Source organism: Kibdelosporangium persicum (assembly GCF_013280595.1).
Taxonomy (GTDB): domain Bacteria; phylum Actinomycetota; class Actinomycetes; order Mycobacteriales; family Pseudonocardiaceae; genus Kibdelosporangium; species Kibdelosporangium persicum.
In genome coordinates, this window is record NZ_JAAATY010000022.1 from 1 (window position 1) to 18,751 (window position 18,751).

General features: G+C 66.8%; 19 protein-coding genes and 1 tRNA gene. 9 read left to right on the plus strand and 11 right to left on the minus strand.

Annotation, left to right across the window (positions count from 1 at the left end; translation table 11 throughout):
• Window positions 1–167: integrase core domain-containing protein (locus GC106_RS31440; protein ID WP_173123161.1), on the plus strand; the 167-nt coding region annotated here is incomplete at its 5' end.
• On the opposite strand, the gene GC106_RS31445 is transcribed toward GC106_RS31440, so the two are convergent.
• From GC106_RS31445 to GC106_RS49995, 4 genes are read right to left on the minus strand one after another with little or no spacing between them, the layout of a single operon-like run.
• Complete coding sequence (locus GC106_RS31445; protein WP_173138165.1) at window positions 164–553, minus strand: hypothetical protein; 390 nt, start codon at window positions 551–553, stop codon at window positions 164–166. The genes GC106_RS31440 and GC106_RS31445 overlap by 4 nt on opposite strands.
• A 4-nt stretch (window positions 554–557) precedes the next feature.
• Complete coding sequence (locus GC106_RS31450; RefSeq protein WP_173138166.1) at window positions 558–1,151, minus strand: hypothetical protein; 594 nt, start codon at window positions 1,149–1,151, stop codon at window positions 558–560.
• A 23-nt stretch (window positions 1,152–1,174) separates the two neighbouring features.
• Window positions 1,175–1,504, minus strand: a complete 330-nt coding sequence (locus tag GC106_RS31455; RefSeq protein WP_173138168.1) for a hypothetical protein — start codon at window positions 1,502–1,504, stop codon at window positions 1,175–1,177.
• Complete coding sequence (locus GC106_RS49995; protein ID WP_512698687.1) at window positions 1,497–1,925, minus strand: SseB family protein; 429 nt, start codon at window positions 1,923–1,925, stop codon at window positions 1,497–1,499. Before GC106_RS49995 ends, GC106_RS31455 begins: the two co-directional genes overlap by 8 nt.
• A 353-nt stretch (window positions 1,926–2,278) precedes the next feature.
• Here GC106_RS49995 and GC106_RS31460 point away from each other — a divergent pair.
• A tRNA-Arg gene (locus GC106_RS31460) sits at window positions 2,279–2,348 on the plus strand.
• A gap of 628 nt (window positions 2,349–2,976) precedes the next feature.
• Here GC106_RS31460 and soxR read toward each other — a convergent pair.
• The gene (gene soxR, locus GC106_RS31465; protein ID WP_173138170.1) at window positions 2,977–3,432 is read right to left on the minus strand and encodes a redox-sensitive transcriptional activator SoxR; all 456 of its coding nucleotides are present in this window, start codon (window positions 3,430–3,432) and stop codon (window positions 2,977–2,979) included.
• Window positions 3,433–3,518: 86 nt separating this feature from the next.
• Between soxR and GC106_RS31470 the strand changes: the two genes are divergently transcribed.
• From GC106_RS31470 to GC106_RS31485, 4 genes are all read left to right on the plus strand, one after another.
• Window positions 3,519–4,103: an NADPH-dependent FMN reductase gene (locus GC106_RS31470; RefSeq protein ID WP_173138172.1), complete on the plus strand. Its 585-nt coding sequence runs from the start codon at window positions 3,519–3,521 to the stop codon at window positions 4,101–4,103.
• 30 nt (window positions 4,104–4,133) lie between these two features.
• Window positions 4,134–5,228 (plus strand): nitroreductase family deazaflavin-dependent oxidoreductase, encoded by a 1,095-nt coding sequence (locus tag GC106_RS49490; RefSeq protein WP_173138181.1) that lies wholly within the window; start codon window positions 4,134–4,136, stop codon window positions 5,226–5,228.
• Window positions 5,225–6,067 (plus strand): NAD(P)H-binding protein, encoded by an 843-nt coding sequence (locus GC106_RS31480; RefSeq protein ID WP_173138183.1) that lies wholly within the window; start codon window positions 5,225–5,227, stop codon window positions 6,065–6,067. Before GC106_RS49490 ends, GC106_RS31480 begins: the two co-directional genes overlap by 4 nt.
• A 149-nt stretch (window positions 6,068–6,216) precedes the next feature.
• Complete coding sequence (locus GC106_RS31485; protein WP_173138185.1) at window positions 6,217–7,728, plus strand: hypothetical protein; 1,512 nt, start codon at window positions 6,217–6,219, stop codon at window positions 7,726–7,728.
• Window positions 7,729–7,959: 231 nt separating this feature from the next.
• Here the strand turns inward: GC106_RS31485 and GC106_RS31490 are convergent, their stop codons facing one another.
• The 3 genes from GC106_RS31490 to GC106_RS48195 all read right to left on the minus strand — a co-directional run bounded on the left by GC106_RS31490 (window position 7,960) and on the right by GC106_RS48195 (window position 11,044).
• Window positions 7,960–8,256: a response regulator transcription factor gene (locus GC106_RS31490; RefSeq protein ID WP_173138187.1), complete on the minus strand. Its 297-nt coding sequence runs from the start codon at window positions 8,254–8,256 to the stop codon at window positions 7,960–7,962.
• Between the two features lie 254 nt (window positions 8,257–8,510).
• Complete coding sequence (locus GC106_RS31495) at window positions 8,511–9,113, minus strand: DUF2867 domain-containing protein (protein ID WP_173138189.1); 603 nt, start codon at window positions 9,111–9,113, stop codon at window positions 8,511–8,513.
• Entirely contained in the window at window positions 9,110–11,044 is a 1,935-nt protein-coding gene (locus GC106_RS48195; RefSeq protein ID WP_173138198.1) for a fumarylacetoacetate hydrolase family protein, read from the minus strand. Before GC106_RS48195 ends, GC106_RS31495 begins: the two co-directional genes overlap by 4 nt.
• A gap of 74 nt (window positions 11,045–11,118) precedes the next feature.
• On the opposite strand from GC106_RS48195, the gene GC106_RS31505 reads away from it, so the two are divergent.
• Window positions 11,119–11,709, plus strand: coding sequence for a TetR/AcrR family transcriptional regulator (locus tag GC106_RS31505; RefSeq protein WP_217281235.1), 591 nt, complete (start codon window positions 11,119–11,121; stop codon window positions 11,707–11,709).
• Between the two features lie 447 nt (window positions 11,710–12,156).
• Window positions 12,157–12,633, plus strand: coding sequence for an MFS transporter (locus GC106_RS31510; protein ID WP_312873036.1), 477 nt, complete (start codon window positions 12,157–12,159; stop codon window positions 12,631–12,633).
• A gap of 118 nt (window positions 12,634–12,751) precedes the next feature.
• On the opposite strand, the gene GC106_RS31515 is transcribed toward GC106_RS31510, so the two are convergent.
• Both GC106_RS31515 and GC106_RS31520 read right to left on the minus strand, forming a co-directional pair.
• Window positions 12,752–14,563 (minus strand): CocE/NonD family hydrolase, encoded by a 1,812-nt coding sequence (locus GC106_RS31515; RefSeq protein ID WP_173138204.1) that lies wholly within the window; start codon window positions 14,561–14,563, stop codon window positions 12,752–12,754.
• 356 nt (window positions 14,564–14,919) lie between these two features.
• Window positions 14,920–15,846: an AraC family transcriptional regulator gene (locus GC106_RS31520; protein WP_173138206.1), complete on the minus strand. Its 927-nt coding sequence runs from the start codon at window positions 15,844–15,846 to the stop codon at window positions 14,920–14,922.
• 102 nt (window positions 15,847–15,948) lie between these two features.
• On the opposite strand from GC106_RS31520, the gene GC106_RS31525 reads away from it, so the two are divergent.
• Window positions 15,949–16,875, plus strand: a complete 927-nt coding sequence (locus GC106_RS31525; protein WP_173138208.1) for an MBL fold metallo-hydrolase — start codon at window positions 15,949–15,951, stop codon at window positions 16,873–16,875.
• 109 nt (window positions 16,876–16,984) lie between these two features.
• On the opposite strand, the gene GC106_RS31530 is transcribed toward GC106_RS31525, so the two are convergent.
• Entirely contained in the window at window positions 16,985–18,517 is a 1,533-nt protein-coding gene (locus GC106_RS31530; protein ID WP_246367265.1) for an alpha/beta hydrolase, read from the minus strand.
• Window positions 18,518–18,751: the final 234 nt, after the last annotated feature.

Below are 18,751 nucleotides of genomic sequence, written 5' to 3' on the forward strand. Positions count from 1 at the left end.
AATTCCTCTACGCCCGCACCTGGACCAGCGAACAACAACGCACAACCGCCCTCACGGTCTGGAATGTGCACTACAACTACCATCGACCCCACACTGCCGCCGGAAACCAGCCACCAGCCACCCGGCTGCGCACCGGCGTCACCAACGTCATGGCCTCATACACCTAGGCGCCTTGGGCCGAATCATCTAGGAGAAAACGGGGATCTGCCCGGGTGGCGATCACGACATCGCCCCAGTCACCTCCGAGCGCCCAGCCTTCTGCCTCACGCTTCATGTAGTCGACGTTGCCGAGATCGACTTCGCCTGTCGCATCAGTGAAACGCGCAGCAGATCGACGCGCCCACTCGATCTTCCCAACCTCAGAGAAGATCAGCCAACCCGTCGCGTAGCAGTACTGCTCACCTGGCTTCGGTGGACGGTAGACAGGATGCTCAGGGGTCAACACGGCCTCGAGCCGAAACCGAACCGTGCCAGGCTCCTCCACGATCTGAAGAACATAACTGTCCTCGAGATACACCGCGGACAGATCAGCCACGGTCGTGTAGTCGGTCATCACGTCACCAGTCCCAGTCGATCTCGGTGTGGTTGCCAGGGTCCCTGCGGGTCACAGGATTGCCGAACGGGTCCGTACGCTGACCGTTCTCATCACGAATCTCAACATGAGGATGCCCACTGCCCGGCGCGCGAGGACTACCCTGCTTGATCGTCACCCGGACAACCCCGTTCTCGTCTACGTACTTCGGCGGACCGTTGGGCGTCTGCGTCTTCGTCCACCCCTGCGCCTGGGCCCACTTGTCCAGATCGCTGGCTTTCGGTTTGGCCCCACCATGAAAGTAGTCCTGCAGGTTCGGCTTGACATCCGGCGCCTTGGCGTCCATCTTGGACATTTTGCGCAGCTTCCGGAGCTTGGCCACCACACCGGCGACCGGAATGAACCCGAATGCCGTGTTGCCCAAGGCACGTCCGGGCTCCTTGCTCCACTGATCCCAGTTGATCATCTGCTTGCCGAACTCGAGCGGATTGTCCACCGCGAACGCCGCAGCCGAGGTCAAGCCATCCCACATCTTCCCGTAGTGGTCCGGGTCGTCGATGAGGTGATGAGGACTGAGTTCCCAGAGGAACTCCGCTGTTCCCGTGACACCGTCCCACAAACCGACACCGATGTCGCCGACGTTCAGCCATCGGCCACCTCCCGAGCCGGGTCATCACCAGCTCCGGTAGCCCGGAACGTCTGCTCAACAGTGTTGTCGTTCTCGATGTACGCATCCATCGAGGCATTGAGCGCTCTGGCGATCTTGCCGCCATCCTCAAGCAGCACCTCGACGCCGTACTGCCACCTATCGCAAAAATGGTCGAACGCGCCGCGCAGACCGTCATGGCCATACAGGTGGGTAGCACCGACGATATCGTCGACCTCGCACGTCTTCATATCGTGCATCGTCTGGGAAATGGCCTGGCCTGCTTGATCAAGCGCAGTTAGATCGACATCGAATCCATCAGGCACCCTGACCACCTCCAGACCTTTGACCGCGTCCAGCGCCGTTCGGTTCCGGCAAGTCCGCACCAGCGAACTTCGCCGGCCCAGCACGCTGAGGAAGCAACGGAAGTCCGTGATCCTCACCAAGGTCGAACAGAACCCCGATACCGGGGCGAAGTTGCGTCAACAAATCACTTCCCGTGGTACTCAGCCACGGCTTGTCCTGCCCGAACGCCGCGAACCGCTCCAGCGTCGAGAACGCCAGCACCCACTGCCCTTTCCCAGGTACCGACGAGACCATCACACCAGGCCGATCACCAGACGTACGCCTCACATAAACCGTGGCATCAGCGAACGCGGCGTCAAACTCCGCTGGTGGGAGCCTCCGGCGCCGCACCGCCATAGCAACTTGAACAATGCCGGGTTCCTCGTCAAGGTGTCCCACCATGGCACGAACATAACGCCAAAACTTCGACCCCTACCCTGCACCTGGAGACGGTCCCCCTTATGGGTGAATCCAGCCGTGCCCGGTGACCGCTGGCGTGCTCACAAATGATCAAACAGCGCTCCTCCAGCGGTCCAACGGACGAAATCGCTGCCAGACGACCCTCACAACACGGTCACTTACCGTCACAGGCTTCCCTTTGCCACCACACCACAGTCGATCATCCACATCGAACTCTACTGGCTCGGTGAATGTCGAGATAGGACACCGCCATGACATGGTTCATGACACCAACGACCGCAAACACAAGCAATCATGGGGACTATGAGAAAGCCCCAGTAAACATAGCCACTGGTAGTGCTCACTGAAGACGGCAGGTGCCGCCCTCCGGAGGCGGGAGCGCAGGTTCGAATCCTGCCCGCATTTCGAACCTGCGACGGGCGACGGGCGACGCGGATTCGTAGATCACCACGTCGAACCGGCGACCGGGGTGCTGGGCTTCGGCCAGCAGGGTCGGCGATCCCGCCGTCACGGGCGATGGGGATGTCGAACCGTTCGTAGTTGTCCCCGTGGCCGCGTGCCTCCAGTTCCATCCGGCCGGACTCGACGTCGTAGAAGTGGGCCGCGACTCGGGAATGGCGGTCTTGGCTCCCGAGTTGCCGCAACAGGGATTGTCTCGGGTCCTGCCGGTCCTCTGTAGACGTACGTTCGAGGAACGCCACTGGCATTCCCAACGGCGGGACGGCGTAGTCCGACAGTCCGGACGGCCCGGACACCGGCACGGTCGCCGACAGCGGCCTGCCGGGTCAACGCGGGTGCGGGTGGGTCGACCGTCACCTCATCGGGTGCGCGGTCGGGTGTCATGCGGCTTCACCATCCTCAATGGATTGCTCAGCATGGGTTATTGGGCTACCCCAGTCCAGAAGATCGCGGACCACGTCGGTCTCGCCACGGCGAGACGACAGTTGACAGTTCGACGCTCAGCGGGTCCACACGAACTCTGCGGCCTTGGGGTCGGCGCCGCGGCACAGGGCAACGTGGCGGGCCAGGCTGATCAGGAGTTGAACAGCCGCCTCGGGCCTGGGCCTTCCTGTCCGAGCTTGTCGTTCGGGTTGACCAGCGCGCATTGCTCGAAGGACAGGCAACCGCAGCCGATGCACTCGGTGAAACGGTCCCGCATCTGTTCCAGCCGTGCGATCCGAGCGTTGAGTTCGGCGCTCCAGCATTCGGACGCTCTGACCCAGAATTCACGGGTGGGGGCTACGCCGTCGGGGAGCAGGGCGAGGACCTCGCCGATGAACGCGAGCGGGATGCCGAGGTGATGCGAGGCGCGGATGAAGGCGATGTGGCGAAGGGTTTCCCGAGGGTAGCGGCGCTGGTTGCCGGCGGTGCGTCGGCTGCGGATGAGCCCTTGTCGCTCGTAGAAGCGCAAGGCTGAGGCGGGGACTCCGCTGCGCTCGGCGAGTTCACCGATGGTGAGCTCGGTGGTACCGGCCGGTAACGATGCCATGTGGATCACATTACTTGACTTGAACCCTTGTTCAAGTTCGACGCTTCAGGTGTCCAGCGAATGATCAGCTCTCGAAGGGACTCGCCATGCCTGGAAGCCCAGTCCAGCTCGCGGTGATCGTGGGCAGCACTCGGCAGGGCCGGTTCGGCCCCACCGTCGCCACCTGGTTCGCCGGGAACGCCGCGCAGCGTGCGGACGTCGCGGTCGACGTCATCGATCTGGCGGAGGTGCGGCTGCCCGCGCGTTTGTCCAGTGAACCCGAACAGGAAGGAGCACGGGCGCTGGCGGCTGTGGGGCCGCGACTGGCCGCGGCCGACGCGTTCGTCGTCGTGACGCCGGAGTACAACCACAGTTATCCCGCGTCCTTGAAGAACGCGATCGACTGGCACTTCACGCAGTGGCAGGCCAAGCCGGTGGGATTCGTCTCCTATGGCGGTATTTCCGGCGGGTTGCGGGCCGTGGAGCACCTCCGGCAGGTGTTCGCCGAACTGCATGCGGTGACGGTGCGCGACACGGTCAGTTTTCACGGCGCTCAATCCCAGTTCGACCCGGCTGGCCAGCCCACGGACCCGGTGGCGTGCGGGGCGGCCGCCACGAAGTTGCTCGACCAGCTCGTCTGGTGGGGCCGCGCCGCGAGGGCAGCCCGTGCCGAGCGCCCGTACGCCGCCTGAAACGCCGACCATGCCTGGAGGAAGAGTGACATGACCATCATCCACAACACGCTGCCCGACCCCACCCGGCCTGACGCCGACACCGTCCTGGTCGTGGAGACATCGGCCGCGATGGACGAGGTGTTCGGCGAGCTGGAGCAGAAGCCGTGGCCGGAGGGACTGCTTTCGTTCAGCACGTTCGCCGCCACCGATGGCGAGACGATGCTGGCCTACACCCAGTGGGCGGCCGGCGCGGCCGGCCACGAGTTCCTCAGTGGACTCACCGGTGGTGAGCCCGTCGAGTATCGGCTGTACCGTGGTCGGACACGAGAAAATCCACCACCGCCCGGCTGCGTTGTCGTCGTCAAGGTGGAGTTCGACGGGCCCGACGAGCAGCGGCAGCGACGCTGGGTGGACACCGTGTTCGAGGCGCTGGAGGGCGAGACCGAGCCGCATCCTGGTGGGATATCAGGTCATTTCCACGTGAGTACCGACGGCACAAAAGTGCTCAACTACGCCGAGTGGACCGACGAACAGGCGCACCGCGACGCCCTGGAAAGCTCCCGTCAGGGAACGGTCGGATCTTCGCCCGGGTGGCAGCGAGTCCGGGACTTCCCCGGGGTCCGCGACAGCGGGTTCCGCCGATATCACCCGATGCGCAGCCTTTCCGCGCCCCGGCCGACCGCGGTGTCCGAAGAGGACGATGTGGCGGACAGCCCCACGGACTGGGTGGCCGAGCACATCCGCACCTATGTTGAAACGAACGGTGAGAGCGGCCACCTGTACCAGGGCTGGCCGACCCTGCTGCTCACCACGCGTGGCCGCAAGTCCGGCAAACTCCGGCGCACCGCGTTGATCTACGCGCAGGACGGTGACCGCTATCTGCTGGTGGCCTCGAACGGGGGCGCGCCGCACCATCCCGCGTGGTACCTCAACCTCGCCGCTCATCCGGAGGTCACCGTCCAGGTCCGCGGCGAGACGTTCCCCGCGCGGGCCAGGACCGCCACCGCGGAGGAGAAACGCCTGCTGTGGGAACGGACTACAGCGGTCTTCCCGCTCTACGACACCTACCAGGCCAAGGCCAGCCGGGACATCCCGCTGGTCATCGTCGAGCGCCGTGCCGGAAAGGAACCGAGCAACCCATGATTCTCGTGACAGGCGCTACCGGCGCCATCGGCCGGCACGTGATCACCCGACTCCTCGATGCCGGGGCGAAGGTCCGGGCGTTGACCCGCGACCCGGACTCCGCGACGCTACCTGATGGCGTCGACGTCACGCCTGGTGACCTTCTCGTACCGAGCACCATGGCCACCGCCGTGCGGGGTGTGGACGCGGTGTTCCTGATGTGGCCACTCGCCACGGCGGACGCTGCTCCCGCGGTGCTGAATGTCCTCGCCGGCCACGCCCGGCGGATCGTCTTCCTGTCATCCGGAGCCGTCCGCGACGACCTGGACGAGCAGGTCGATCCGATCGGCCGGCTCCACGCCGGCGTTGAGCGGTCGATCGAGCAGTCCGGAATGGAATGGACGTTCCTGCGGCCGCACGGATTCGCCAGCAATACCCTCTCCTGGGCACCACAGATCCGCGCGGGTGACATCGTGCGCGGCGCGTATGGAACAGCGGCGATGACCCTGCTCCACGAACTCGACGTCGCGTCCGTCGCGGCACACACACTCATCGGGGACGAGCACACGGGACGCAGGTACGTCCTCACCGGCCCAGAGGTCCTGACACAGGTCGAACAGGTACGCATCCTCGGTGAGGCGATCGGTCGCCCGTTACGCTGGGAAGAAATCCCACCGAACGCCGCACGGCAACACATGCTCGACTGGTTGCCCGCGTCGATCGCCGACGTCGTCCTCGACGGGTACGCCCGCATGGCGACCCAGCCCGGCCCCATCACGTCCACCGTGGAGGACATCACCCGAGTGCCCGCACGTACCTTCCGCGAATGGGCAACCCACCACGCCAATCACTTCAGCTGACCCATCAAGACGGCGAATCGCCACCGGCCGGATCGAGATCTCCAGGCCTTCGACCACCACCGAAGAGTTCGGATTGTGCCACGTCAGGCTCACATCATTGATCACCCCCAGTGTGCACGGCGCGTGCGCGGAGCTCTATCTTGCGATGCATGCTCAACCGGGCCGCGGTGAGGATTGTCCGAGACGTTCGTGAGTGGTTGTCCGACCAGGACTACCACGATGTGGCTGAAGAGGACTGGCGGTCCGATGGGAACGCCCTCGGCAGCTTGGAGATGCTGCTGCAGGCACGGCAGGACTGGCTCAACAGTCCCGATCCGACGCTGTGGAAGACCGGTGACGCGCATCGTCTGCTCATCGACGCCGCCGCGCCTCGGCTGACCGATGCCTACCGGTTGACCGAACACGGTCCAGGCGTGGTGAAGATCCTGGTCGACTTCCTGGACGACACCGATCGCTTCCACCCGGCCAGCATGCGGGTCACCACTCTACGCAAAGAACTGGACCGGGCGGCGGCGAAGTTTCCCGCGGCCATGGCCGACGAGTCGGTATGGCGGATGGCCAAACGAATCTTCATGGCGATGCGCGCCGACGGTGTCGATCCCGCGGACGACACCGCAGTCGACACGTGGGCCGCCGCGTTCAGCACAGCACCGGCCGAACGGCGGCGCGCCGTGCTGGGTGTCCTGCTCGACCGGCAACCCGAACTGCTGACAGCCCAGTTCGTCATCCGGGACAACCAAGTCGCCGCGATCGCACCTGGTGCGCCGATCCCGGCACAGTTTCGTCGGCATGACCCGGACACCTGCGAGTGTTGCCTGGACGCTGCGGCCAATCCGCCCATCGCACTGCCCGCCGTCGACGAGCTTGCCGATGCCGCACGCGAATCCACGCTGCTGCGCACCATGATCGGGTGCGGGCGGTGGGCCGCGGCCGGGCGCGCGGTGACCAAACACGGTTTCCCCTCACCGGCGGACACCCGGTCACTGGCCGCGGCCATCGGCATGGCGGTACGTGCTTCGGTCCGCGATCCCCGTGATCACCTCGGCCTGATCCGCGCCTGGTGGCTGGCCCTCGACGTGGAAGTTCTGCGGCTGCACCGGACCAAGGTGGTCGCCGGGCCCGCGCTCGCGGCCCTGGAGAAAGCGATGGCCGGTGGCACCGACCCGGACCACACCCTGCGACTGTGGAAAGACATCGCCGACATCGCGGTGAGCGGGCCGACTCAACTGGCCACAAAGGACACTGCGCGGACGGGACTTGGCGAGTTCAGCCGGCCGTGGGGCCCAAGGGCGCTGGGCGAGCTGTACCGGATGAACCGCTCGGTAGAGGTCGAGGACCTGGTCGACACGTTGGTCACCGACTACCACGGACCGTTGGCCGATGACGTGCTGGCGATGATGACCGGCGCAGCCGTGCGTAACGGCCTGCTCGCCGCGACCGAAGCCAGCATGGTCACCGTTACCGTGCCCACCGGCGCCGAGATCGACCCCGGCATCGCCTCAACGATCGACGGCTCGGGCGGCCTACTGGGTGACCCGGGCTGGGCCGTGACCCCTGTCGCGGGCACCCTTGTCGAACTCACGCCGCTCGGCCGGTACTTCGTGCGGCTGAACCTGCTGGCGGAAGGAACGCACGCGCCACTGCTGGAGCCGACACCGTGATGCGCAGCCGCGATGATGGCGGTCAGGTCACCGGCTGCGCCGGGAGGACGTGGCCGAGTTTGAGCGGGGCTTTGCGGAACTTCAGCTCGTTGCGGCCGATGGTGGGGCTCATGTTGCCGCGGCGCAGGACAACGGTGTTCATGTTCCTCTCACCCATCGACGGTAGGCGTCAATCCACTCCGCATCTTCCGGTGCGGGCGTGGGCAGCGGCAGGTCAAGGACTGGAATGCGTTACGCCGAAATGACCAGCACCGGCACGCGAGCCGAAATCTTCGTGATCACGTCCAGCGCCATCATGTGCGCGTTGAGATAGAGATCGAGCAGCAGGACGTCGATCGGGGGTTCCGGGCCCAGTTCATTCGGGTCCGCGCAGGACGCCACCAGGTCGATGTTCCCCGCGCCTTCGAGGATCCTGGCCAGCCCCTGCCGGGCGATCGGGTGGTCGTCCACGACCGCCACCCGGATCCTCGCGTCCGGCCGGTCGGCGGGATCTGTCCGCCCCGCGTGCGGCTCGGTGAGACCAGGCACAGTTGCCCTCCCCTACCGACGACAGCCCGTTCATTGAGGCTATGACGCAGACTGTCACGGTTCGGTTCGGGCTTGCCATCTCCCATTCCGGTGGCATCTTCTGGGCATCGACGCCGCGCGGCGTCGAGTTGCCAATGACTGTGCTGTGGGTGGCGGTCTCTAACGCCGGGAGTGTGTGTGCTCCGCGAGCACAGCACCGTCGTCCAGGCGACCATGGCGGCCCACCGGGGGGCTGTGTCCTGTCCCGGTCCCTGTCACCCGCGTATCTCCTGCTGGTGGTGTTCACGCCAGGCGCGTTCCCAGCGCCGGGTGAGTGCGGGGTAGACGATCAGGTACCGGAACGGTGCGATAGCGGCCAGGTAGAGGCGCCCGAACCTGCCGTTGGGTTTGACGAGCACGGTCATCCGCAGTTCGTGGTCGCCGTCGGGCCGTCGTGCCCAGCCGAGGTGCATCACCGTGTGCACGGTCTTGTTCGCCAGTTCGCGGGCGGCTTCCGTGTCGAGTTCGTAGACCGGTTTGAGTGGCATGCTGTCGCTGTCGGGGCCGCGTGGGGCGTCGCGGAGGTCGTCGGGCAGGTGGTCGCGCAGCGACGCGACTCGTGCGCCGATGCCGTCCGACGGGTTGTCCCAGCCGAAGAGTGCGCCGAGTTTCCATCGTGCCCAGAACAGGAATCGCACCAACGCGGGCTGTTTCGCGAGCCCGCCGGCTGCCCGCATCGCGGCGATCATCACCGGGAAGTCGCCGGGTCCCGCGCCGGGGGTGCGGAAGGACCACGTGTCCTCGACGCGGAAGTCGGCAGTGAACTGGTGGATGCGCCACGGTTGTCCGGTGTAGGCGGAAGTGTCGAGTCTGGTCATCGTGCGGCGTCCCATTCGGCCATGAGGGCCAGTAGTTCGGTCTGTGCCAGCGGGGGGTTGCCGGGGTCGAGTTCGCGGTAGCGCTGGTAGATGTTGACCACGATCCGTTCGGCGTCCAGCCAGGCGGCGTACTCGGCCAGGTCGACGGCCTTGGCCGCTTCCTGGAACGTCAGGCCTCTGGCGTGGGCGGCGTCGGCCTGCTCGACCACGTGGGTGAGGTAGGCGCGGACGGCGCGGATGCCGTCGGCGTCGGTGACCGGGCCGTGGCCGGGTACGACGGTGGGTGCGTCGAGGGCGAGCATGGTGTCGCAGGCGGCGATCCAGTTGGCGATCGGCCCGTCCCACACGATCGGGGTGCAGCCGACGAACAGCAGGTCGCCCGCGAACAGAACGCCGGCGTCGGGGACGTGCACCACCGAGTCGGCGCTGGTGTGCGCCGGGCCCAGGTTCAGCACGCGCACCTCCCTGCCGCCGATGTCGAGGGTCAGGTCGCGGTCGAACGTGATGGTCGGCAGCCGCAGCTTGATGCCGTCGAAGTCGAAGGGCCCGAAGCGTTCGCGCAGGAACGGGGTGAGCACCGGCCCGAAGTCGGCGATCCGGACCGCGGCGAGCATGTCCGGCGCGATCTCGGTGTGCATCTGCTTGGCGGTGTCGGCCGCGGCGATGATGCGCACGGAGTCGTCGAGCAGCTGGTTGCCGTGGGTGTGGTCGCCGTTGGCGTGGGTGAGGACCGCGTGGGTCAACGGGTGCCGGTCGGTGACCGGGCGCATCGCCGCGAGCATCTCGCCGGTGAGGCGCAGGTCGAACAGCGTGTCGACGAGCAGCGCGGCGTTCGCGCCGGCGACCAGTCCGGCGTTGCTCCATCCGTAGCCGCCGTCTGGCAGGAGCCAGGCCCACACGTTCGGGCCGATCTCGTGCAGGCCCTTCGTGTACGGCACCGCGGATCGCGCCGGGTTCACCCGTTGCCGTCGCGGCGTGGCGTCGGGGTTGCGCCGCGCGGGGATCGGGTGCGGGGCGGGCGTTGCGGTAACGGTCTGCCGGGTCTCTCCCAGGCCTTGCACCCGCAAAGAGACGACGTCTCCTGGTTTCAGCCAGCCCCGGAACGCGGCCGGGTCGCCGGGCGAGAAGTGCTCGATGAGGCAGCAGCCCGGCACCGTGCCGGACCCGAACACCTCACCCGGCAGCAGCTCGACGCCTCGGGAGGCGTACGAGATCACCTCGCCGAAGGTCCAGTCCATGGCGTCGGTGCGGCCGCCACCGACCCGCTCGCCGTTGACAGTGGCCTCGACCTCCAGCGCGAGCCTGCCGTCACGCCGGTACGGCGCGAGCTCGTCCGCCGTCACCAGGTACGGGCCCAGCGTGGTGGCGCCGTCCTTGCCCTTCGCCTGTCCGATGGCCAGCGGCGACTCCCGAAGCTGCAGGTCACGGGCGGACCAGTCGTTGTAGATCGTGTAGCCGACGATCGCCTGCTCTGCCTCGTCTGGCGTCAGGTCCCGGCCGCCGGTGCCGATCACGGCGGCGATCTCGAGCTCGAAGTCCCACCACACGCTGCCCGGCGCCATAGGTACCGGCTCGTGCGGCCCCAGCACCGTCGACGGGCAGGCGAAGTAGAACGCGGGGATCTCGTACCAGGCGTCCTTCAGCGTCCGGCCCGCGCCCATCACCTCCTGGCAGTTGCGCATGTGGTCGAGGAAGCACAGACAGTCCCGGACAGTGGGCGGTCGCGGGATCGGAGCCCGCAGCGTCGCCTCGGCCAGCGGCACCACCTCGTCCGGTGCCCGCAGCGCCTGCTCACCCGCCGCACGCAGCCCTTCGGCACCCCGCCCGATCAGCTCGACCAACTCCGCGCCCCTGGCCAGCGTATGGATGTCGTCGCCATCGACGACGCCGACCCGGTCACCCTGCTCGGACCGGTAGGTAACCCATCTCATGTCCACTCCCTATGTTGGTCAACATAGAGAGTGTTACACAGTCAACAATCGGCCCATCGGTAGACTCCACGCTCGTGACGACTCCACGAGCCACCAGGCGCGCCGAGATGACCCAGGAAAGCCGCAGGCTCCTGATCACCGCGGCCGCCGAGCTGTTCGCCGAGCGCGGCTACCGGCAGACCACGTTCGAGGACATCGCCACGCGGTCCGGGGTGAGCCGCGGGTCGATCCCCTGGCACTTCGGCAACAAAGAAGGACTGCTGGCCGCGGTCGTCGAGCACGTGGTGGCCGGACTGCACACCGAGCCGAACGCCCCGGCCACACTCGACCAGGCACTCCACGCGCTCCACGAGTTCATCCGCAGCCCGTCGGCCAAGCTCTTCGTCACCCTCATCGCCGAGGCCATGGAGCCGGGCTCGCCACTGCGCAAGTGGTACGCCGACCTGCACACGGCGCTGCGTGCCCGAATCCGCGCCTGGCTCGAGCAGGCCGAACTCCCGCAGGGCGTCGGCGCCGACGAGCTGAGCATCACGCTGCTCGGCGCGGTCATGGGAATCCACCAGCAGTGGCGCATCGCTCCCGAGGCCGTTGACCTGGAACGCGTCTACATGACAGTCGGCGTGCTGCTGCGATCGGTTGGCCTAGGCAGGCACGCTGACCGCTGATCAGTGCACCAAGTGGGCACTGATCGGCTCGTGGGTGTCCCGTCCTGGTCGGCCCTCCCCGGCCAGTCTGACACCTACTTCGCACATGTCCGCGACCTCGCTTCAGTCGACGTTGAAACCTCTTGTGGTCGAGTCGCGTTAGGAGCGAGACTGCATCTCGCCGTTCCACGGCGTCATCAATCAAGATGAGATAACTGGGGGGTTATCGCGATGGTCGAGCGTGAGCTCGCCGCGGCGACCGTCGCCGTTGCGGCGTCGGCCGAGTTGAGCGCGCCAGCGAAGCTGGCGGCGCAGTTCGGCAGCGCATCGCTCGTACAGCTGAGAGTTCTGCAACCGGCTCGGCGTGCGATACCCAGCCGGCGTGGACGTCCCTGCTGCTGACAACCGTCTCGACGTACGCATCGCGCATTGAGCGCGGCAGACATCAGCGGAAGCACACCAATACGCGTGCAGCGCTCCCCGGTCCAGTCAAGGCCACGAGGAGGTGAACTCGCCGGAGTCGGTGCCCTGTCCGGATCCCTTCTGGCACCCCGCGTGGCGCGCCGGTTCGGCTACGGTCGCACGATCGTCGTCGGCAGTGCCGGCTACCTGCCGCTGCTCGTCATTCCGCTCACAGACCACTCGAGCACCCTGACGTTTGCCGGCTGGGCGGCCGCCCTGGTTGTGGCCGGGCTGACGGGTGGCATGGTGAACGTGCTGGTTGTCACCGTGCGGACCCAACTGACGCCGAGCCACCTACTCGGCCGAGTCGGCGCTTCCGTTCGGCTGATCATGTACGGCGGACTGCCCGTCGGCGCGCTCACCGGCGGGGCACTGGCCCACACGCTCGGCCATCGGTCCGCACTCTGGCTAGGGGTCATTGGTGTCGTCGTCAGCGCTGTCAGCCTGCTACCGCTCCGAAACAGTTCCGATCCATCCGAGTAGGAACGATGTGTGTGTTCCCCTTGTGGGCGACGGTAATGACGACCGGTTTCACGACCTCCATGTAGGACAGTCCGGCCGTGCCCGAGGGGGTTGGGGCACGACCGGACCAGGCCGATCGTCAGGGCGATGCGACGACCGGCAGTGTGAGGAAGCTGTTGGCGGTGTCGATCTCGAACAGCGTCCGGCCCCACGGCTCCTGGCCGGCTGCGGGCTCGTTGGCGCACCAGTTGGTGCCGGGAACCTCGGTGCCGGTGCAGTTGGTCCCGGCGATCACCACACCGATCCGGTGACCGGGTTTGAACACGTAATCCTCGGGTTTGAGCTTGAGGTTGTAGGTGTAGTACTTCTCCGGCTGTACGGGCTCGTCGAATTCCAGGGTCCGCCGGTTCTCGGTGTCGATCTGGACCGTGGTGACGATTTCGAACGGCCGGGTCTGCACGTCCTGTGTGTGCCTGCTGTAGCAGCCGGTGTCCACCGCGGTGCCCTGGCCGAGACAGTCACTGCCGGGTGCGGACACCAGACCGGAGAGGTAGTCGTCCTCGTCGGTGACGTTCCGTGCGTCGGTGCCGTAATCGACCAGGAGAGCTGTCAGCGGTGTGCCGGACACGCTGGCCTTGGCGCGCAGATTGACCTCCGCGACCCCGCTGAACCGCGTCGCCTGCGTCAACGGCCGGCTGATGAACTGCGCACGGTTGAAGTTCGACACATCAGGGTTGGCCATGTCCCGCTGCAGTTGCGAGTACTTCTCCTCGAACTGGACCACTGAAGGGCTTGGCCTGGTTTCCGACAGGGTCGGCCCGAGCCACAGGGTGCGCGGGGTCGTGTTCGGTGCGGGCCACGCGGTGTGCGCCTCCCACTGGTTCGCTGAGCGTTCCAGCTCCACCGGCGGCTCGTTCATGATCCCGTTCTGCACACCGAGCAACCAGTGGTCCATCCACTGGTGGATCTTGGGCAGCCACCGCTCGCGGTGCGCGTCGATCGGGTCGACGTGCGCCTGCTGGGTGAGCATCAGCTTGCGCGGGATGTTCGCCGTGCCCAGCGCTTTCCACCAGTCGAGCGCCAGGTCGGTCGTGACGTTCCAGTCGTTGAGGCCGTGCACCATGTAGACGCTGGCCTTCACCTTGCCGGCAGCGGGAACGTAGTCGCGCTCTCGCCAGAAGGCGTTGTAAGTGCCGTGTGTGTCGTCACTGGCCGCCGCGAGTTCATCATGGACGGCCTTGCAGCGTGTCGTGCCGAGCCGGGAGGTGTTCCCGTCGGTGACCGCGGTCCACCTGGCGTAGTCCTGGAACCGTGGCAGCCCTTGGTTGCGCATGTACGGGTACCAGCTGCCGAGCGTGGCGATCGGCACGATCGTCTTCAGGTTCGGCACGTCCATAGTGGACACTAGATTGCCGAAGATTCCTCGGTGCGACCGGCCGACCCAGCCGACCCGGTTGGTGTCCCAGTCGGCGCTGACCGCCTGGCCCGCCTTGTCGGTCGCCTTGCCCCGGCCGTCCAGCCAGTCCAGGACCGCCTTGACGGCAAGCACTTCGGCCTTGCCGTCCACAGTGGTGCAACCCTCGGAGTAGCGGGTACCAGGGCTGTCCACCTGCACCACCGCGTAGCCCCGCGGGACGAAGTAGTTGTCGTAGTACTCCGGGAACCGGGTGGGCGTCCCGTCGTCCTCGAGGTCCTTGAACTCACTGTCCAGCGAACGCGCCCGATAGCGCCCCCGTGGGTCCTCGGACCGCGCACCCGCTGTGAGGTCCGGCCCAAAGTACGGGCTGGCCTGGAAGATGACCGGTACCTTCAGCCCTTGTGCCGTCTCCGCTGGCCGGATCACATCGGCCACGATCCGGTCGTTGCGCCCGTCGCGGTCGCCGTCGACCGGCGCCTCGACGTACACTGTTTCCCTGATGGCGTCGGCATAGGAGAAAACCGGCTGACTCACGCCGTCCCGGATCTCAACAGACGGCGCGGCCCCCGCCGGCCCGGCCATGACGCTTGTCAGGAGCGTCGCCGACACAGCCCCGGCCGCAAGAGCGGCAAGGCTTTTTCTCAAGTAGATCACCCCAGATAACGTGTCGAAAGACCACTTCGACCGGAATCTATCGCAGGTGTTGATCTGCTGACACCACCTTCAATCTCCGCTGAATACGCACGCTGAGCCGAACCTGAACATCGCAACCCCTTGTGTCCCAAAGCAAACCGTGCTCGGTGGACAAGGAGCCGCCCTGGACGTCGATCCACCCGTCGGCCCACATTCTCGGCGCGACAACGCATCCGACTGCGGCTGCATCGAAAGCCTCAGCTGCGGGATCGTTCCGCGGCCTGGGCGCGGTACCGCCCCGGCGTGATGCCGAACTCCTTTTCGAAGGCATGTGAGAGTGAGTACGGGCTGCCGTAGCCGACTCGGCCGGCGACGGCGGCCAGGGTGTCCGAGGTGTTTCGGAGCTGGGTGGCGGCAAGGATCAGGCGCCACCACGTGAGATAGGCCATCGGAGGGCGACCGACCAGGGTGGTGAACCGGCGGGCCAGGGTGGGGCGGGAGACGCCCGCCTCCGCGGCCAGGCGGTCGTTGCTCCACGGGGCGGCCGGATTCGCGTGCAGCGCCCGCAGAGCGGCGGCCGTCACCGGGTCGCCCAGTACCCGGGGCCAGGTTCCGCTGGTGGCCTCGGTCATCCAGGAACGGATGATGTAGACGAGGAGGAGATCAAGCAGGCTCGGGAGCGCGATACAGGAGCCGGGGCGTCGCTCGTCCAGCTCGCCGGCGAGCAGGTCGATCGCAGCGCGGAGTTCGAGGTGGCTGCCTACCCGGTTGGGCAGGTGGACGACTTCGGGTAGCTCTGTCATGAGCGGGTGCAGGCGGCTGCAGTCGAGCCGGTACTTGCCGCAGACCATCTCCGTCTCGTCGCGATCGGGCTCGTCTCGCGATCCTGTCCCCGCGATCCATTGCTCGAACGGCACCGCCTTTTCCCGGGCGATCGCCGCGTCGACCGGGGAATCAGCGATCACGTGGCCGGCGCCGTGCGGCAGCAACACTGCGTCACCCACGGCGAGAAGCACCGGGGCGCACCCGTCGGGCAGCAGCCAGCAACTGCCCTTCAGGACGACGTAGAACCCCGCGCCGTCGTACGAGTCGAGCCGCGCACACCAACTCCCTCTCGTCCGCACCCGGTGGGACGAGGGGTGCCCGAGATGCACGGCAGAGATCGCGTCGCTCACCACATCCACTGATGCAAGATATCTCCTCGTATGAGATGTGAGACGGACGCTTATCTCAATGAGCCAGATGAGCATTGAGCGAATCATCTGGTCGTTCTTAGGGTCGAGCACATGACGAAGGAAGACGAACGTGTGCAGACCATGGTGCTGGGGGATGTCGAGGTCATCCGGGTCATGGAGTGGCAGAAACCGTTCGCGCCCGCTGCCGGCATCGTTCCGGAGGCAGCCGCCGATGCGTGGAAGGACAACCAGGGCTGGCTGGCGCCGGACCACTGGGAGCCGGACAGCGACTGGGCGGTGCTCGCGCTGCAGACGTGGGTGCTGCGCAGCGGTGGACGGACAGTCGTGGTCGACACAGGAGCAGGCAACGGGCGGGAAAGGCCCGGCATGCCGCCGTTCCACCACTGTCAGGGTGATTTTCTCGATCTCCTGGCCAGAGCCGACGTTCGCCCGCAGGATGTCGATGTCGTCGTCAACACCCACCTCCACGTCGATCACGTCGGCTGGAACACCGTCGACGCGGACGGGGAATGGATACCGACGTTTCCCAACGCCCACTACCTCATTCCCGCAGCGGACGACTTCCACTACGGTCCGGACAACGGGTACGGGAACGGCCTGCAAGCGGTCGACCGCATGATCTACGAAGACAGCATCGCGCCCATCCACCAAGCTGGACAGGCCGTGTTGTGGGACGGCCTGTACCGCATCGACGAACACCTCACCCTGGAGTCCGCGCCCGGCCACACTCCCGGTTCTTCCGTGCTCCGGCTCGCATCCAAAAGCGACCGGGCGGTCTTCGTCGGAGATCTTGTGCACAGCCCAATCCAGCTCCTGCACCCCCACTGCAACAGCAACGCTTGCCTGTCCCCAGAACAAGCGGTAGCCAGCCGCCGCCGGATTCTCCAGCGTGCGGCTGACGAACGGGAACTACTCGTCCCCGCGCACTTCGGTGGCGCGGGTGCGGTGGAAGTCCGGCAGGAGGGCGACGGGTTCGCCCTCGGCCCATGGGCAACAGCCAAGAGCGTCAGTCTCTGAGCAAGCCCTCTGTCACATGGCAACGGAACTCCAGGTGGAACGGCGGCTGGACACCGGCCGAGCCACGAGGAGTTCCCCGTCTACCGACACTCACCGTCAGCGACCACGGTCACCGCGGGGCGACGTCGGTGCAGTAGACCTTCTTGTCCGGCAGCCGGCCGGTGGTCAGGAACGTCACCGTCGCCTCGTCCACGCACGTGGAGCCCCGGTGGTAGACGTAATGCCCGCCGTTGTCCGCGCCGACGAAAGCCGCTCGCTTGCCGAGGACCTTGTACAGCCCGAGGCCGTCCTCCCACGGCGTGGCGTTGTCCCTGCGGTTCTGCAGGATCAGCGTGTTGCGCGGTCCCTTGTCCGTCACGCGGACGGGCTCTTCGATCGGCTTCGGCCAGAACGCGCACGCCCAGATGTTGGCGGGCATCCCCGCGGTGAGCGGCCAGGCCGCGCGGTCCTCGGCGGTGCGGCGGGCGTAGTCGTCGACGTCGGCGGACCACGGCGCGTCACCACAGGTCAGTGCCAGGAACATGGTGGCCTGGTTGTCGGCTGGCACGCCCGGGGGCGGCGGCGGCGCGGTGAACACCTGCTGCAGCACCCGGCCGTCCGCCTCGGTGAGCTTGCCGTCGGCCAGCCCGACAGCGGCCTTCCAGAACTGTGCGAGCATCGGGAGGTTCTCGTTGTCCAGCAGAAGGCCGTAGGTGACGGTGCGCAGCATCGGACCCGTCAGGGCCAGCGGGGTGCCGGGGACGGGTGCGGGAGTGCGGTCGAGGCGGTCGGCGAGTGCGAGGTACTTCCGGGTCACCTCGTCGACGGTGCCGCCCAGGCCGAGCGTGGCGTGCTGCGCCGCGGCGACTTTTGCCGCGTCGGGAAAGCGTTCCGACATGGCCTTGCCCCAGTTGTCCGTCGCGTTGGCCCAGACCTTCGTGGGGTCGACGTTGCCCTCGAGGACCACCCGGTCGGCGTGCTCCGGGAACAGTGACCCGTAGACGGTGCCGAGGTACGTGCCGTAGGACTGGCCCCAGTAGGAGATCTTCTTCTCACCGAGCGCCATGCGGATGCGGTCCATGTCGCGGGCCGTGTTGGCGGTGGTGAAGTACCGGAGCTTCTCGCCGGCGTTCGTCGCGCACCGTTCGGCGTCGGCGCGGGCGTGGTCGACGTTCGCGGTGATCGAGCCGTCCGCGGCCGGGTACGGGAAGAGGCCGGCGAGAGACGGGTCGTCGAGGCCGCAGCTCTGCGGGGTGCTGTGCCCGACCCCACGCGGGTCGAAGCCGATCAGGTCGTAGGCCGCCAACACCGACGGCGGCAGGGTCGGCGCCACGACACCCGGTGTGCCCAGGCCGGACAACGCCGGGCCGCCGGGGTTCAGCAGCAGGACGCCGCGGCGGTCGTGGGGCTTCGCTGCCGGTAGCTTCGAGACGGCCACCTCGATCTGCTCGCCACCGGGGTTCCGGTAGTCGAGCGGAACCTTCACCGTTCCGCAGGTGACCCGGGGGTCGCGACCGGCGCCCTCGCCCAACGCCGGGCACGTGCCCCAAGTGATGCGCGGCGTGGCGGCCGCCTCGGCGGCGACCGGTGGTGCGTCCTCACTCGTCGCGTCTTCTTCCGCGGCGGCACCACAGCCCGTCACCGCGGCGACGGTGAGCGTCATCGCGATCACCACCCTGGTGAACCTCCGGGGGATACCGGTTCCCGCTGACCGTTGCATTGTCTTCAACGCCCTTGCCCTTCAGTTCTCGGCGTGCCCTGATGCCGTCGCCAGCGAACCTATGGAAGACCTCGGCGTCACGAATCCCCTTGATGTAAACACTTCCTGTAGTCCTCACGAGGGATGGAGCGGCCTACGGCCGACTGGCCGCCGCCCGACGCGTGGTTGGCGTCACCC